This is a genomic window from Methylobacterium sp. PvP105, from assembly GCF_017876975.1.
In the GTDB taxonomy this organism is placed as follows: Bacteria; Pseudomonadota; Alphaproteobacteria; order Rhizobiales; family Beijerinckiaceae; genus Methylobacterium; species Methylobacterium radiotolerans.
Map to the genome: position 1 here is coordinate 4689740 of NZ_JAGIPA010000001.1, position 16261 is coordinate 4706000.

A 16261-nucleotide genomic window follows, 5' to 3' on the forward strand; every position below is an offset into this window, starting at 1 on the left:
GGGCGTCCTCGTCTTCGGGGTGGCGACGGAAACTCAGGATCGGGCGAGCCGCGGCGCGGCGGCAGGCGCCGTGACCGACGGACGGGCGCGCACCAGCGCCTCGCAGTAGGCTTCGAGGGGCTGACGGGCGCGCATGGCGTCGCGGCGCAGGGCCTCGTAGGCCGCGTCGTCGTCGAGGCCGTGCTCCTGCATCAGCCGCAGGATCGCCTTGACGACGTGGCGCCGGCCGCGCCGCCGCTCCTCGTGGCGCGCTATGCGCTCCTCGAGCAGGCGGCGCCGGTTGTGTTCGTTCACCGCGAGGAACAGGGCCGCGTAGACAGAGGCGCCGTGGATCGGCTTGCGCAGCAGGCCGGTGGCGCCGAGCTGGAGCAGCCCCTTGAGGCGGCTCGGCGCCTCGACGCCCACGAGCCCGACCACCGGGACCGGCGGCAGGTCCGGGACGGCGCTCGCCGCGAGGCCCGGCAGCGGCAGGTCGCCGTCGACGACGACGATGTGGTGCTCGGGATCGAGGCTCTCGAGATCGAGCCACGGCGCCTCGCCGGCCGGCACGACCGAGGCCACGGTGAGCCCGAGCTTCATCAGGGTGCTCGCCAGGACGTCCGTGGCGGTGCTCGGCGGCGCGATCAGCAGGGCCTGCGCGCCGCTGAAGTTCTGAATCAGCCGGGGCGTCGTCATGGCACCGCCCGCAGGCGCGGGCGCCGGCTCACCGGCACGACGCGCGGATCGCTGCGCACGAGGTAGGGGTCCGGCGCGACCGGCTCCGCGGCCTCCGCCACGATGGTGAAGCGGGCCGCCGCCGTCGAGAGCCCGATCCGGGGCGTCAGGCAGGCGTGGAGCGTCGTCTCGTCGAGGCACACCGGCCCCTGGGGCGCGTCGAACCCCTCCGCGCAGGCCGCCCGGCGCACCGACGCGGCGTCCTCGGTCCCGGCCCGCACCAGCGCCCGCGCCAGGAGATGCACCGCGATGTACGAGGCCTCGGCATCCGCCGAGGGGGTCGGCCCGTCGGGGAAGCGCGTCGCGTAGGCCGCCAGGAAGGCGCGGTTGCGGGACGTGTCGATCGACGTGAAGTAGACGCTGGAGGACAGGTGGCCGTCGACCGCCTCCGGCCCGATCGCCTCCAGTTCCGGCTCGGCGAGGCTGCAGCTCGCCACCGGTATGGTCCGCGCCTGGTCGATGCCGTGCGCCGCGCAGGCGCTCCGGAAGTCGCGGAAGAACCGGTACGCCGAGATGCCGATCAGCGTGTTGAACACGAAGTCCGGCCTCGCGGCCAGGATCGCCGCGATCACCTGATCGAAGGCGGTCTCGCCCACCGCCAGGTAGCGCTCGCCCGCGACCGCGCCGCCGGCGATCGCCAGCGTCTCGCGCAGGATCCGGTTGTTCTCCCACGCCCAGATGTAGTTGGAGCCGACGCAGAAGGCCGTGCGGCCGCCCCGGGCCAGCAGGTGCCGGACCAGCGGGACGATGTGCTGATTCGGCGCAGCGCCGGTGTAGACCACGTTCGCCGAGGTCTCGAAGCCCTCGTAATGCGACGGATACCAGAGCAGGGCGTCCCGCTTCTCGAAGATCGGGATGATCTCCTTGCGGCTCGACGAGGTGTAGCAGCCGACGACGTGGCGGATCCCCCCGCCGAGGAGCCGCTCGGCCCCGGCGACGTAGCCCGCGAGGGCGCCGTGCGGATCGCAGATCACCGGCTCGAGGACGCATTCGCCGCGCGCGTTCACCTCCGCGACGGCCAGCAATGCGCCGTTCAGCATCGCCCGCCCGACGAGACCGTAAGGTCCGTCCGCGGAGAAGAGGATGCCGACGCGGTGATGGCTGAGGCCCATGCAGTCCTTCAGAACGCAAAAAGCCCGCCAGTGCGTGAGCACTGCGGGCGGCATCGCCGAGAAAGATGGTGACGTATTGGCGCGAAACTGGGCAGCTTTGCCCCGCGCCTGAAAACTAGGCTCCTCGGTTATGGCCCTTGTGTCAAGTGCCGCGCAGTCTTTTCAGAACCGGAGTCTGGGTGGTTGCTTCCCGGCTCGCTGGCCGGCGTCCGCGCGACCGCCCCTCACCGGCGCCGAGATCCGCGGTGCTGCTGCGGAGGTGAGGCGGAGGCCGGCCGACGCGGGAGCAGGATCGAGGTCGGCACCATCGGCGGGCGCGATTATTCCAATCTCAGGAATGATGAACTGCGCAGAACGCGCATTCTGCTCGCCCGGAAGCGACGGCATTCTCCTCATACGGCCCGGGACGATCCCGGCTCCCGACGGAGATCCACCATGAAGCTCTACCACCATCCCCTCTCGGGCCACGCGCACCGGGCGCGCCTGTTCCTGTCCCTGGTCGACGCCCCGCACGAGCTGATCGAGGTCGACTTGAAGGCGGGCGCGCACAAGACGCCGGCCTTCCTCGCCATGAACCCGTTCGGTCAGGTGCCGGTGCTCGACGACGACGGCGTGATCGTCTCCGATTCCAACGCCATCCTCGTCTACGTGGCGAAGCGGCTCGGCCGGTCCGACTGGCTGCCCGAGGATCCGCGCGCCGCGGCGGCGGTCCAGCGCTGGCTCTCGGTCGCGGCGGGCGAGCTCGCCTACGGCCCGGCGGCCGCGCGGCTGATCACGGTCTTCGGCGCCAAGTTCTCACCGGAGGAGGTGATCGGCCGGGCGCACACGCTCCTGGGACGGATCGAGGCACATCTCGACGGGCGGGACTGGCTCGCGGCCGAGCGGCCGACCATCGCGGACGTGGCGGTCTACAGCTACCTCGCCCGCGCCCCGGAGGGGAACGTGGACCTGTCGGGCTACCCGCGGGTCGAGGCCTTCCTGCGCCGGGTCGAGGGCCTGCCGGGCTTCGTCCCCTTCGCCGAGACTCCCGCGGGCCTCACGGCGGCGGCGTGACCAGAAGAGCCCCGGGCGCACCCGCGCCCGGGGGGGAACGCGTGGAGGAGGCGGAGATGGCTGACGGTCAAACCTTTGCGACGCTGCCGACCTGGCATGCCGGCGAGACGTCCATCCAGGAGTCGGTCGGCGCCGCCGACCGGATGGCGGTGATCGGCCAGAGGGTGGTGCGGGATTTCATGCCCGATCAGCACCGCGCCTTCTACGCGCAGATCCCGTTCATCGTGCTGGGCAGCGTCGACCGGCAGGGCGACGCCTGGGCCACGCTCCTGGCCGGCAGGCCCGGCTTCATCACCTCGCCCTCGGCCACGACCCTCGACATCGCCGCGCGACCGGACCCGGCCGACCCCGCGTCCGAGGGCACGCGCGCCGGCGACGCCATCGGTCTCCTGGGGATCGAGCTGAGCAGCCGCCGCCGCAACCGCGTCAACGGCCTCGTCCGCTCCACGGACGGCGGGGTCCTGCACTTCGACGTCGATCAGAGCTTCGGGAACTGCCCGCAATACATCCAGCTGCGCGACATGACCTTCGTGGGCGAGCCGGGCGTCCCCGTCCCGGTCACCGCCGAGGAGAGCGCGGAGCTCGACGCGTCGGCGCGCGCCCTGATCGCGGCGGCCGACACGTTCTTCGTGGCCTCCTACGCCGACCGCGAGGGCCGGCGCCAGGTCGACGTCTCGCATCGCGGCGGCAGGGCGGGGTTCGTCCGCGTCGCCGCGGACGGCACGCTGACCATCCCTGACTTCGCCGGCAACCTGTTCTTCGCCACCCTCGGGAACATCCTCCTGAACGGCAGGGCCGGCCTGGTCTTCACCGATTTCGAGACGGGCGATCTCCTGCAGCTGACCGGCGACGCCGCGGTGATCCTGGACTCGCCCGAGATCGCCGCGTTCCAGGGCGCCGAGCGGCTCTGGACCTTCCGGCCGCGCCGGGTGATCCGCCGGCGCGGCGCCCTGCCGCTGCGCTGGACGTTCCGGGCGGACGGCTGGTCGCCGAACGCGCTGATGACCGGCGACTGGGCGGAGGCAGCCGACCGCGTCCGGGCGACCGGGCGCGCGACGCGGTGGCGGCCGTTCCGGGTGGCGAAGATCGTCGACGAGAGCCGCACCATCCGGTCCTTCCACCTGGCACCGGACGACGGGGCCGGCCGACTCCCGCACCGCGCGGGCCAGCATCTCCCGATCCGCGTGACGCTGCCCGGGGCGGAGGCGCCGGTGATCCGGACCTACACGCTCTCGGTCGCGCCCTCGGATCCCACCTACCGGATCAGCGTGAAGCGCGACGGTGCCGTCTCGCAGCACCTCCACGACCGCCTTCGGGTCGGGGACATCGTCGAGGCGCGCGCGCCCGACGGCGGCTTCACCCTCGATGCGGGCGCGGCGCGCCCCGCGGTGCTGCTCGCCGGCGGCGTCGGGATCACGCCGCTCCTCGCGATGCTCCGGCACGTGGTCTACGAGGGCCTGCGCACCCGCAGGATCCGCCCGACCACGCTCGTCTACGCCGCCCGCACGCGCGCCGAGCGCGCCTTCGACGGGGAGCTGTCCGAACTCGCCGCGGCGGCGCAGGGGGCGGTCCGGATCGTGCGCGTCCTGAGCGACGTGTCCGATGCCCGGCCCGGCACCGATTACGAGGCCGCGGGCCGGATCGACATGGCGCTGCTCACGCGGTTCCTCGCCTTCGCGGACTACGACTTCTACCTGTGCGGCCCACCGGCTTTCACCCAGGCGCTCTACGACGGGCTGCGCGGCTACAACGTGGCGGACGACCGGATCCACGCGGAGGCGTTCGGGCCCTCGGGGCTGGTCCGCAACGCGGGGACGGCGGTGGCGGCGCGCCCGCGCCCGCCGGCCGCCACCGAGACGGTGCCGGTCGCCTTTCTCGACACCGGTAAGGAGGCGCGCTGGACGCCGAATTCAGGCAGCCTCCTCGACCTCGCCGAAGCCCGCGGCCTCGCGCCGGATTTCAGCTGCCGCGAAGGCAGCTGCGGGACCTGCCGGACCAAGCTGCTCGCCGGCGCGGTGACCTACCTCCGGGAACCGAGCGCGCCCGTGGCGGAGGACGAGGTGCTGATCTGCTCCGCAGTGCCCGCGGAGGGCACAGGCCGGGTGCAGCTCGCGCTCTGACGCGCGGGACGGCGCGGCCCGCGCCGTTTTCCACCTTCCGCGCCCGGCGGCGCCGGATCATTCTGCGCAGCGCCGATACCGGAGCCGGGCTGAACCTTCATCCCGAGAACAAGGAGTCCACCATGTCCCGTCCGCCGCTGCCGCCCTTCGACGAGCAGAGCGCGATCACGAAGGTCCGCCTCGCCGAGGATGGCTGGAACGGCCGCGATCCGGCCAAGGTCGCGCTGGCCTACACGACCGACACCCGCTGGCGGAACCGCGCCGAGTTCCTGAACGGACGGCAGGAGGTGGAGGCGTTCCTGACCCGCAAGTGGAACCGGGAGCTCGATTACCGTCTCATCAAGGAGCTCTGGGCCTTCACCGGCAACCGGATCGCCGTGCGCTACGCCTACGAGTACCACGACGACAGCGGCCACTGGTTCCGGGCCTACGGCAACGAGAACTGGGAGTTCGCCGAGGACGGGCTGATGCGCTATCGGCACAGCAGCATCAACGAGTTGCCCATCGCGGAGACGGACCGCAAGTTCCACTGGACCCTCGGGCGCCGGCCGGACGATCATCCGGGCCTGAGCCATTTCGGCTTCTGACCGCCCGGCCGACACGCCGACACGACAGGCCGGGCCTGGCGTGAGCGTCGCGACCCGGCCGCGAAATCCCGGAGCGAAGCCATGGATCGGTGGCAGGCCATGCGCATCTTCGCCAAGGTCGCCGAGACGGCGAGCTTCGCGCAGACCGCCCGGCTCCTGCACATGAGCCCGCCGGCCGTGACGCGCGCCGTGGCCGCGCTCGAGGAGACCATCGGCGCCCGCCTCCTGATCCGGACGACACGCTCCGTGAAGCTCACGGAGGCGGGCAGCCGGTACTACGAGGATTGCCGGCGGATCCTGGCCGACATCGCCGAGGCGGAATCGGCGGCGGCCGGCTCCAACGCGACGCCCTCGGGCACGCTCGCGGTGACGGCCTCGGTCCTGTTCGGGCGGATGCACGTGCTCCCGATCGTCACCGACTACCTCGACACCTACCCCACCATGGCGGCGCGGACCCTCTTCGTCGACCGGCCGGTGAGCATCGTCGAGGAAGGGATCGACGTAGCGATCCGCATCGGTCACCTAACCGATTCCGGGTTCACCGCAGCCCGGGTCGGGTCGGTGCGCCACGTCATCTGCGGCGCCCCGGACTACTTCGCGCGGCACGGCGTGCCGACGACGCCGGCGGATCTGAAGCGGCACCGGATCGCCGTCTCCACCGGCGCCTTCGCGTCGCCGGAATGGCGGTTCGGCCGAAACGAGCGGGTGGTCATTCACCCGACCCTGCAGGGCAACACCAACGAGGTCTCGATCGGCGCCGCCCGGTCGGGCTGGGGGCTGGCGCGGGTCCTGAACTACCAGATCGGCCCGGACCTGCGGGACGGCCGCCTGCAGATCGTGCTCGCCGAGTACGAGGAGGCGCCGCTGCCCGTCCACGTGCTCTACCCGGAAGGCCGGCACGCGCCCGCCAAGGTTCGGACCTTCGTCGACCTGGCGGTGTCGCGCCTGCGCGCCAACCCGACGCTGAACTGAGGGCGCGCCGGGCCGGCGAGGGCCGTTCTGGCCGCTCGGGTCGTATTGGTCGCAGCCGCGGCCAGGAAAGGATGTTTCAGTCTTAAGTTAGTTTTTTAGGATCGCCCGCATCTTCCGCGGGCAATGGGGGCCATACGTGACGAGACCCGAGCGCGCGACCGTGCGCGGCCGCGCTTCAGCGGCCGCTCGCCCGTATCTCGATGGCGCGATGTGCCCGGACCAGCGGCACGCGGCGCGCACGCCGCGTCCGGCGGCGATCTGAGAGGAGACAGGCGCATGGATCAATGGACCCGCCTGGACCCCGTCTACGATTCCGCGGCGGCCGCCCGCGCGATCGCCGCGGCGGCGCCCGCGCGGGCCGACGCCCAGGATCACGACCACGGCTTTCCGCAGGACGACATCGCCGATCTCGCCCGCCTGGGTCTGCTCGCCGCGCCCGTCCCGGTGGATCACGGCGGCGCGGGCCTGGGGACGGAGCCGGGCGCCGGTGCCCTGGCGGAGGTTCTGCGGCTGGTCGGCTACGGGAGCCTCGCCCTCGGCCGGCTCTACGAAGGCCACGTCAACGCCCTCCAGCTCATCGCCCGGTACGGCGCGCCCGCCCAGCGCGTCCGCCTGTTCGCGGACGCGCGCGCCGGCCACCTGTTCGGTGTCTGGAACACCGAGCCGGGCGAAGGCGGCCTGCGGATCGAGGCCTCGGACGCCAGCGGCCATCTCCGCGGCGTGAAGACCTATGCGTCGGGCGCCGGCTTCGTCACCCGCGCCCTCGTCACCGCGGGGCATCCGGCACAGGCCGGCACGGCGATGATGGTGGTGCCGATCGAGGCCGGCACGCGGGCCGACCTCGCGGCCTGGCGGGCGCAGGGCATGCGCGCCTCGGCGACCGGCACCGTCGACTTCACCGGGCTCGCGTTCGACGCCGATCAGATCCTGGGCGCGCCCGACGATTACTTCCGGCAACCGGCCTTCTCGGGCGGCGCGTGGCGATTCGCGGCGGTGCAGCTCGGCGGCATCGAGGCGGTGTACGATGCCTGGCGCGGCCATCTGGACCGCCTCGGCCGGGGCGGCGACCCGCACCAGCTGGCGCGCCTCGGCGAGGGCGCCATCGCGGTCGAGGGCGCGCGGCTCTGGGTCGAGCGCGGGGCGCAGATCGCGTCGGACGCGGCGATGCCGCCGGAGCGCGTCGTCGCCTACATCAATCTGGTCCGCCTCGCGGTCGAACGGGCCGGCCTCGACGTGCTCCAGCTGGCCCAGCGCTCGGTCGGCCTGCAGGGCTTCCTGCGCGGCCATCCGCTGGAGCGGCTGTCGCGCGATCTCGCCACCTACCTGCGCCAGCCCGGGCCGGATCGTGCGCTCACCAGCGCGGCCTCCGAGATTCTGCGGAGCGCCGGCATGGCCGGTGACCTGTGGACCGAGAACGCCGCGTGACGGGGCCGGGACGTCCCACCACCGCACCGCGGGCCGTCTGGCTGGACACGCCCGAGCGCTACGGCCGCGTGAGTCGCGGTTTCCACTGGCTGATGGCCGCCCTGTTCGCCTGGCAATTCGCGGGCGCGCTGCTCTACGTCACGATCGGCGACACGGCGCTGACGCGCCTCGTCGGCGGCAGCCACTTCACGCTCGGCTTCACCCTGTTCGTGCTCGTGCTGCTGCGCGGGGTCTGGGGCCTCGCCAACCTTCACCGGCGCCCCGCCCATCCGGGCGCGCCGGGGCGCGCCGTCGCGGCCGGTCACGGCCTGATCTATCTCCTGATGGTCCTGGTGCCGAGCCTCGCGCTGCTGCGCCAGTACGGATCGGGCAAGCCCTTCACGCCCTACGGCGTCCCGGTGATGCCGGGGCGCGAGACGAAGATCGAGTGGATGATGCTGCCCGCCGATCTGCTCCACTACTGGCTGGGCTTCGCGCTCCTGGCCGTCGTGCTCGGCCACGCCGCGATGGCGATCCTGCACCGCAGGCTCTGGAACGAGGCCGTCCTGACGCGCATGACCTGACCGGTGGCGCCGCGCGCGCCTCAGGCTTTCGCCTCCGCCGCGGCGGGCGCCCGGTCGGGCAGCGGCGCGTTCAGCGTGAACACCACGCCGTGGGCGCGGTACTCGATCTCCGCCGAGCCACCCATCTCGGCGGCCAGCGCCCGCTCGATGAGCCGCGTGCCGAAACCGCCGCGGGCCGGCGCCGTCACCGCGGGTCCGCCGACCTCCTCCCACCGGAACCAGAGATGGGCCGGCGTCGCCCCATCCACAACGTCCCAGTTCAGGATCACCCGCCCCCGGTCGTTCGACAGGGCGCCGTACTTCACCGCGTTGGTCGCCAGTTCGTGCAGCGCCATCGTGAAGGCGAGGGTCAGGCGCGGCGTCAGCCACACGTCCGGGCCGTTGATCAGGAAGCGCTGGCTCGCGCCGCCCCGGAATGCCTGGAGAGTGCCCTCCACGATGACGTTCAGCGTGGCCCCGATCCAGCTCTCGCGGGTCAGGACGTCGTGTGCCGCCGAGAGGGAGTGCAGCCGCGCGTCGAGGGTCCTGTGCGCCTCCTCAAGGGACGCGGCGTTGCGCAGGGTCTGGTGCGCGATCGACTGCATGGTCGCCATCGAGTTCTTCACCCGGTGGTTCAGCTCGTCGGCCAGGAGCGTGCGATGCTCCTCCGCGCGCTTGCGCTCGGTCACGTCGATGGAGACGCCGGCCATGCTCAGCGGCTGGCCGACCGAGTCGTAGAAGGTCTGACCGCGGATCTGCAGCCAGCGCAGCTCACCGCCGGGCGTGCGCGCCCGGTACTCGATGTCGTAGTCGCTGTGCTCGCGGATCGAGGTCTGCACCGCCGCCTGCATGCGGGGCCGGTCCTCGGGATCGATCGCGGCGATCAGGTCCTCGTAGCTGAACGGCTCGCCCGGCGCCCGCCCGAAATTCTCCTTGCAGGCGTCGGAGGCCACGAGCCGCATGTCGGCGAGATCGAGGGTCCACGATCCGAATCGTCCGGCCTTCAGGATGAACCGCAGCCGCTCCTCGCTGCGGGTGAGATCGCCGGTGCGGCGCTCCACCTCCCGCTCGAGCGCCTCCCGGTCGCGCTGCATCCGCGCGAGCTTCTCCCGCTCCAGCGTCACGTCGAACTGCGACGCGAAGAAGTAGGTGAGCTCCCCGTCGCGATCGAAGACCGGCGAGATCAGGAGCCGGTTCCAGAAGACCTCGCCGCTCTTCTTGTGGTTCAGGAGCTCGATCTCGATCGGCACGCGGCGGGCGATCGCCGCCCTGATCTTCGCGATGTCGGCCTTGTTAGTTTCGGCCCCCTGCAGGAACCGGCAGTTCCGGCCGATGATCTCGTCGTGGCGGTACCCGGTCAGCTTCGAGAAGGCGGCGTTGACGAAGACGATGGGGTTGTCCGGCTGATGGGGATCGGTGATCAGCATCGGCATCCGCGTCGCCCGCACGGCGGAGACGAAGGGGTCGGTACTCGCGTCGGTGCGGGCGAATTCCGCCTCGAAGCGCGTGCGTTCCTGCTGATCCGTCAATGCCCGTCGCCCCTGCCACGACATACCGATGGCGGCCCTCGGCCCTTGTCGCGTGGCTGTACCACAGCGCGGATCGCTTGTGCGCAACCGTCACGCGGGCCGAGACGCCGCAGGTGCACCGCGACGCCTCGCCCGATCTGGACCGGGTCGAGCGGGAAGCCCCCGGCCGCTACACCGTGGCCCGACCGGGACCGAACCCTGCCGGCGGCCGCGAGCCGAGATGGTCCCGCAGGGTCCGGCCCTCGTACTCGGTCCGGAACAGGCCGCGCCGCCGCAGCTCCGGCAGGACCAGCGCGATGAAGTCGTCGAGGCCTCCGGGCAGCGTCGGCGGCATGATGTTGAAGCCGTCCGCCCCGCCGGCGCGGAACCGTGCCTCCATCTCGTCCGCGATCTGGGCGGGCGTGCCGACGATCTGCGAGTGGCCGCGCGCCCCGGCGATGCGCAGGTAGAGCTGGCGCAGGGTCAGGCCCTCGCGGCGGGCGAGGTCGAACATGAGCTGCTGGCGGGACTTGATGCCTTCGGTCTCGGGCAGCTCCGGCACCGGCCCCTCGGGATCGTAGCCCGACAGGTCGTGGCCGCCGATCATGCGACCGAGCAGCGCCAGCCCGACCACCGGGTCGATCAGGTCCTGCAGCGCCTCGAACTTCGCCCGCGCCTCGGCCTCGCTGCGCCCGACGACGGGGAACAGGCCGGGCATGATCTTCAGGTCATCCGGCGCACGACCGAAACCGGGCATGCGCCCCTTGAGATCGCCGTAGAACTCGACCGCCTCCTCCAGCGTCTGGTTCGCGGTGAAGACGATCTCGGCGGTCCGCGCCGCGAGGTCCTTGCCGGGTCCGGAGGCGCCGGCCTGCACCAGCACGGGCTGGCCCTGCGGCGTCCGCGAGATGTTGAGCGGACCGCGGACCTCGAAATGCTTGCCCCGATGGTTCAGCGGGCGGAAGCCGTCCGGCTTCGAGAACTGGCCGCTCGCGCGATCGATGATCACGGCGCCGTCGTCCCAGGTGTTCCACAGCCCGAGGACCACGTCCGCGAACTCCTCGGCACGCTCGTAGCGGTCGGCATGGGGGTCGATCCGGTCGCCGCCGAAATTCGCCGCCTCCGCGTCGGTCGCGGAGGTCACGAGGTTCCAGCCGGCGCGCCCGCCGCTGAGATGGTCGAGGGAGGCGAACCGGCGCGCGACGTTGAAGGGCTCGTTGAAGCTGGTGGAGGTGGTGGCGACGAGACCGATCCGGCTCGTCACCGCCGCGAGGGCCGACAGCAGCGTCAGGGGCTCGAAATGGGTCGAGCGCGCGGTGCGCTCGCTCGATCGCAGGTCGAGGTCGCGGATCCCGCTCCCGTCCTCGAGGAAGATGAGGTCGAATTTCGCGGCCTCGGCCCGCCGCGCCCAGCCGACATAGCGCTCCAGGACGAGGCCGCCGTCGGCCTCGCTGGACGGATGGCGCCAGCCGGCGACGTGGTGGCCGGTCGCGTAGAAGAACGCGCCGAGGCGCAGGGTGCCCTGTCTCATCGAACCGACCGTCATCGTGCCTGATCCGCTCCGTGCCTCTCGCACGGGCCGGTGTCTAGCCGACCCGCCCGCCGGGGCGAACCCCGCCCCGCCCGCCCGCGGCCCGTCGCGGGTGCGCGGTGGAAGTCCGGCAGGTGCGGCGGGCAGCGCGTCAGCGCGGGACGGAGGCGTCCGGCGCGTTGTCGGCGGGAAGATCGCGCAGGTCCGAGGAGGCGTACCGTCCGTGCCGCGCCACCAGGGAGCCCCGGGCCTCCTGCATCGGCATGAAGGCCGAGAATCCGACTGGCTCGGCGACGTCGTGATAGATCGCCTCCATGCCGCCGCGCATGTGGTAGGTCTCGTGCCAGATGCCGACGCCGCGCGTGTCCCGCAGGAAATCCCGCCACCAGATCCGGTGCGGCTCGGACTTGGACCACGCGACCATGCTGTCGATGTCGCGCCAGTACCAGCGCATGCCGACATGCAGCGGGCGCAGGCTGAAGATGATGTTGTTCTCGTAGTGCAGCAGTCCCTCCGGCCGCGCAGCGCCGACCCTGTCGATCCGGGGGCCGAAGCCGAGCAGTGTCTTCACGCCGGCCAGGGTCCGGACCTTCATGCCCAGATAGATCACGACGAGGTCCGGGTATCCCGAGAAGTCCGGAACCGCGTCTCGCCGGTTCGCGCCCTTGATCGCGCCCATGATCGCGCCTTCCATCGCGGGCCGATCCGGTCGGCCGTGGGCGCCAAGAATACGCGACGATATCGACTTTCAGCAATATTCGCCCGGCATGGCGGCTACAACCTGGAGCGCCTGCCAGTATCGGCCAACTCTCAGCAGCTCATGGACACGGCCCGGTCGCGGGCGCGGCCTCCGGTCGAACCGGAATCCGCCGCGCGCGCGTCCGCGGGACAAATCCGGATGGCGCGCGCCTCAGCGCGCGCGCTCACCGCCATCCGCGCGGTCTGGCCGGGACCGAGGCCATGCCCGGATCCGGATGTACTGCTCCACCATGAAAGCCCCTCCTCCCAAGACAACCACAGCGAGAAGGGCTTCGCGGAAGGTGCCAGGATCAGTCATTGTCTCGACTCTCTCTGAGGGATCGGCCCCTGTCGGGCCCGGCAAGATCTTCAGGCTTGCTACAGCCGGTCAATTCCTCGACGTCTCTTGGGTTGCCCTCTTCATCTGACGATTTGCCTTCGACGACATGAACAGTTTGTAAGACTCGAGGGTCACGCGGTGCGACGCCGCCCGGCGCGTCGATGCGAGGCGCACGGCCCGGGTGGTCCAGCAGCCCGGTCCGGGTGCGCGCCGGAGGATGCCGCGGTTGGGTGGCGGCCCGCCGGCCCTCGCGCGCTCGGCCACCACCGCGTGAACCGGCCGCGGGTCACCGCGCCGACGGTTCGAGGCCTTCGACACGCCGCGCGATGGGTTCGCGCCAGACGTCAGGATCCGGCGATGTAGCAGCGTCTCCGTTGAGATAGTCCGTGTCGGGAACGTCGCGCGCCGCGCTCGGACAGCCGGCAGGGCATAACGAAGGCCGATCCTGGAGCCGAGCCGTGGCCGGACCGCGCCTAGAGACGGGTGAGCCGCAGGCGCCATCGGGACGGGCTCGCGTCGATGTCCGGACCGGGCCGCATCGTCGCCGCCTGGAGCGACGCCGAAGGATCCGCCACGGCGATGTCGGCGGTCGGCGCGGGGGTGGACACGCAGCCGCAGAGGGGCAGCGCGGCGGCGACCGCCACGGCGGCGACCAGCCGGATCGACGCGCTCCACGGGCTGAACCGGCGCGCGGCTTCGGCCGAACAGGCAATCGCCACGATCCTTCTTCGGGCTGGACGTCCGATACCGGGCTCCGGCCGGCGCCGGGAAGCGGCGCGCCGGTGGGGCGGGCGGCCTGGCGCCGACACGGGCTCGGCCCCGGCATTCGGCCTCAGGCTCTCGAAGGTCCGCGGCGCCCGTGGCTGCCCAGAAGAAGGGCCTTGGCGGCCGCGTCGATCCGGCCGAGCCACTTCTCCGCCGTTTCGGCGCGCAGGTCGGCGACGCGGACCTGCTCCTCGGCGGCCCGAACCCAGGCCTCCGCCTCGGCGCGGATCGTCCGAACCCGGGCCTCGGCCTCCGCGCGGATGTCCTGCACCTGGGCATCGGCCTCGGCCTGGACTCGCTGCAGCCGGATATCGGAGCGGGCCTCGACCTCGCGGACGCGCATCTCGGACAGGTGCAGGCGGTGCTGCGTCTCCGCCAGCGCGCGCTGCGCGGCGGCCAGGGCGGCTTCGTGCGATGTCCTCTGCTCCTGCAGACGCTGCTTCTGCGCTTCGGCGCGGCCGGCCATGCCGTTGATGATGTCGAGCGTGCTCATCCAATCCGACACCGCCTCGGGATCTGAGGGGGCCGCCGCGGGGCCCGCGTCGTTGACCGCGGGTTCCGGCAAGATCGGCGGATGCGCGACCTCCTCGATGTGTAGCGCGGTGGATCCGGCCGGCACCCCGACCGTATCGAAGGAAGGCTTGAGCTTCGCGATCTCGGCGGACGATTCTTCGACGAAGCGGTCCAGGCTGTCGGCGACCTGCGTGAGGATATGGGACCATGTGGCTGTGGGGGCCGCGACCATGATGGCTCTACCCTGGCGGGATTTTATCGACGGCCAATACAATCTCTGGTATGGTTGATGGACAGTTAACCCGCCGTCTGCAGGCCGAACTCCGGGCCGGCTCGATTGACACCTATCAGTCTCGGCAGGTCGGAGCTGGCTGGCTCGACAATGCTCCGTCCGATCGTCCGCGGTGTTCGGCGCCTCACGAGCGCTTTCGCCAGCGTCACTGCCGCCGGAGACCGGTAAGCCGAACCCGGCGCAGGCACGCCGGCATCATTGCCCCGCCCGGGTCGCGGGCGCAGCCTGGATGATCGGCGCGGCCGCGGCCAGGATGGCCGCAGCGTCGCGGTCGAGGGGCGGATAGATCCGCGTGCCGTTGATGATCCGCTTCGTTGCCTTCGCGGCGGCGCCGGACGAGACCAGCGTGCCGCGATCCCAGCCGGAGGTGTAGACCGCTCCCCAGGCGCCCAGATCGAGCACGGTGACGTAGTCGGGCGCGGCGAAGCGCAGCCGCCGCTCCGGCCGGCCGGCGAGATCGCAGACGGCGTTGTAGCCGGCGAACCGGCCCATCGGCCGGGCGTGCTGGCACGACATCACCGTGCGATGGCCGGCATCGTCGGCCGCCGCCGAGGCGACGTCACCGGCCGCGTAGATGTCGGCGAGCCCCTCGACGGCCAGGAAGGCGTCGACCGGCACGCGGCCGAGCGTGTCGCGCGGGACGTCGAGCGTCGCGCCCAGCGGGTTCGCCCGCATGCCGGTGGCGCAGACACTCGTCCAGGCGGGCAGGTGCGTTCCGTCCGCCAGCGTCACACCGGCGCGATCGATGGCGGCGACTCGCGCACCGCCGACGCAGGTCACGCCGGCCCCGCTCAAAGCCTCGCGGATCGCCGGCAGGGCGGCCGCGCCCATGGCGCTCCCGATCTCCTCCGCTTGGTCGATCAGGAAGGTGCGGACCGGCCCCGTCGCCCCGACCCGGTCGCGGGCAGCGGCGAGCCGGACGGGCAGCTCGCAGGCGAGCTCCAGTCCCACCAGACCGCCGCCGATGACGACGGCGGTCCAGCGGCCGGTCTGGTCAGGACGGCCCGCGTCGCCGAGGCGATCGAGATGCGCCGATAGGGCCTGAGCCCCCGCGAAGGTGTCGACATCGAAGGCGTCGCCGATACCCGGGATATCGGGCCGCAGCAGCAGGCTTCCGGCGGCCAGGATGAGGCGGTCATACGCCAGCGTGTCGACGCCGCCGGATGGCGCGGCGGACTCGACCGTGACCGTGCGTGCCGCAGGGTCGATGTCGATCGCGCGCCCCGCGCGGCGATGCACGCCGATCGGTCCGAGGACGTCGTCGAGGGGCACGCGCAGGGCGCTGAGATCGGTCTCGTAGCAGCGGACCCGGATGACGTGGAACCCGTCCGGCGCGATCACCGTGACCGCGATCCGGTCGTCGAGGCCGAACTCGGTCCGCGCGCGCGCGGCCGCGGCGGCGGCCCAGAGACCGGCGAAGCCGCCGCCGATCACGACGATTCTCGAGACCATAGCAGAGCTCCGCGCGCGCCCGGGGCATCGAACTCTGCACGTCGCTCGGCCTCGCAGCAACGGTTACTGCCTTAAATCGCTCGGCTACGGCTTCGAACAGTCCAACGCCTGTCGTGCAGCCCGCGCTGCGGCGCGCCTGCGTCGAGCCGGAACGGCGTGTCAGCCCGCAGCCGCGGTCTCACGACAGTGCGGGAGGCGCGGTGCCGCCGCGCGGCGCGTAGATTCTTCTCGTCCCCGGTCGGACGACCGAAAATTCTTGCTCCGGCACCGCCAAGTAGAGAAAGCCCTTTTGTTGACTCCGCGACCGGCCGACAGGATCTTGTATTCACAGTTACGCTGAGGGCCGCGCAGGTACGATGAAGACGCAGGGGCGGACCGGTCGCGATCCCGGAGCCGGGAAACGTGTCGGCGCGGGTCGCGGGATCGGGGCCATTCCGGATCTCGCACGCACCGGACACGTTCGTCCGATCGACGCGCCGACCGCGCCGCGTCCCTGAACCCAGCCGCCCGGACGAGACCGCTCGGGACCGCGCCGCGACGCGGGTCCGCTGCCCCGCGCCGGCCCCGCACCCCGCCCTCCGTTTCGCCACGACATCA

The 16261-nt window shown here is 71.9% G+C and carries 14 protein-coding genes; 6 read left to right on the forward strand and 8 right to left on the reverse strand.

Annotation, left to right across the window (positions count from 1 at the left end; all coding sequences use genetic code 11):
* Nucleotides 1–33 precede the first annotated feature (33 nt).
* Together J3A75_RS22990 and J3A75_RS22995 are read right to left on the reverse strand one after the other, a co-directional pair.
* Nucleotides 34–675: an ANTAR domain-containing response regulator gene (locus J3A75_RS22990; protein WP_012320265.1), complete on the reverse strand. Its 642-nt coding sequence runs from the start codon at nt 673–675 to the stop codon at nt 34–36.
* Nucleotides 672–1826, reverse strand: a complete 1155-nt coding sequence (locus tag J3A75_RS22995) for a transporter substrate-binding domain-containing protein (RefSeq protein ID WP_070999926.1) — start codon at nt 1824–1826, stop codon at nt 672–674. The genes J3A75_RS22990 and J3A75_RS22995 overlap by 4 nt, the downstream gene beginning before the upstream one ends.
* Nucleotides 1827–2261: 435 nt before the next feature.
* Here J3A75_RS22995 and J3A75_RS23000 point away from each other — a divergent pair, with 435 nt between their 5' ends.
* From J3A75_RS23000 to J3A75_RS23025, 6 genes are all read left to right on the forward strand, one after another.
* On the forward strand, nt 2262–2879 hold the full coding sequence (locus J3A75_RS23000) for a glutathione S-transferase family protein (RefSeq protein ID WP_024829375.1): 618 nt from the start codon (nt 2262–2264) through the stop codon (nt 2877–2879).
* 56 nt (nt 2880–2935) lie between these two features.
* Nucleotides 2936–4999, forward strand: a complete 2064-nt coding sequence (locus J3A75_RS23005) for a pyridoxamine 5'-phosphate oxidase family protein (protein ID WP_024829374.1) — start codon at nt 2936–2938, stop codon at nt 4997–4999.
* A gap of 122 nt (nt 5000–5121) precedes the next feature.
* On the forward strand, nt 5122–5586 hold the full coding sequence (locus J3A75_RS23010) for a DUF1348 family protein (protein ID WP_070999927.1): 465 nt from the start codon (nt 5122–5124) through the stop codon (nt 5584–5586).
* Nucleotides 5587–5667: 81 nt separating this feature from the next.
* A complete protein-coding gene (locus J3A75_RS23015) occupies nt 5668–6558 on the forward strand; it encodes a LysR family transcriptional regulator (RefSeq protein ID WP_053620502.1) in 891 nt (296 codons plus the stop codon).
* 276 nt (nt 6559–6834) lie between these two features.
* The gene (locus J3A75_RS23020) at nt 6835–7983 is read left to right on the forward strand and encodes an acyl-CoA dehydrogenase family protein (protein WP_070999928.1); all 1149 of its coding nucleotides are present in this window, start codon (nt 6835–6837) and stop codon (nt 7981–7983) included.
* Complete coding sequence (locus J3A75_RS23025; RefSeq protein WP_012320272.1) at nt 7980–8546, forward strand: cytochrome b; 567 nt, start codon at nt 7980–7982, stop codon at nt 8544–8546. The genes J3A75_RS23020 and J3A75_RS23025 overlap by 4 nt, the downstream gene beginning before the upstream one ends.
* 20 nt (nt 8547–8566) lie before the next feature.
* On the opposite strand, the gene J3A75_RS23030 is transcribed toward J3A75_RS23025, so the two are convergent.
* The 6 genes from J3A75_RS23030 to J3A75_RS23055 all read right to left on the reverse strand — a co-directional run bounded on the left by J3A75_RS23030 (nt 8567) and on the right by J3A75_RS23055 (nt 15664).
* The gene (locus J3A75_RS23030) at nt 8567–10078 is read right to left on the reverse strand and encodes an HWE histidine kinase domain-containing protein (RefSeq protein WP_012320273.1); all 1512 of its coding nucleotides are present in this window, start codon (nt 10076–10078) and stop codon (nt 8567–8569) included.
* Between the two features lie 145 nt (nt 10079–10223).
* Entirely contained in the window at nt 10224–11579 is a 1356-nt protein-coding gene (locus J3A75_RS23035) for an LLM class flavin-dependent oxidoreductase (protein ID WP_245295805.1), read from the reverse strand.
* Between the two features lie 136 nt (nt 11580–11715).
* Nucleotides 11716–12258 (reverse strand): DUF4188 domain-containing protein, encoded by a 543-nt coding sequence (locus J3A75_RS23040; RefSeq protein ID WP_024829371.1) that lies wholly within the window; start codon nt 12256–12258, stop codon nt 11716–11718.
* An 857-nt stretch (nt 12259–13115) separates the two neighbouring features.
* Nucleotides 13116–13361, reverse strand: a complete 246-nt coding sequence (locus J3A75_RS23045) for a hypothetical protein (protein WP_070999929.1) — start codon at nt 13359–13361, stop codon at nt 13116–13118.
* Nucleotides 13362–13474: 113 nt separating this feature from the next.
* A complete protein-coding gene (locus tag J3A75_RS23050) occupies nt 13475–14194 on the reverse strand; it encodes a cell division protein DivIVA (RefSeq protein ID WP_245364403.1) in 720 nt (239 codons plus the stop codon).
* A gap of 213 nt (nt 14195–14407) precedes the next feature.
* Nucleotides 14408–15664, reverse strand: a complete 1257-nt coding sequence (locus J3A75_RS23055) for an NAD(P)/FAD-dependent oxidoreductase (RefSeq protein ID WP_012320278.1) — start codon at nt 15662–15664, stop codon at nt 14408–14410.
* Between the last annotated feature and the right edge of the window lie 597 nt (nt 15665–16261).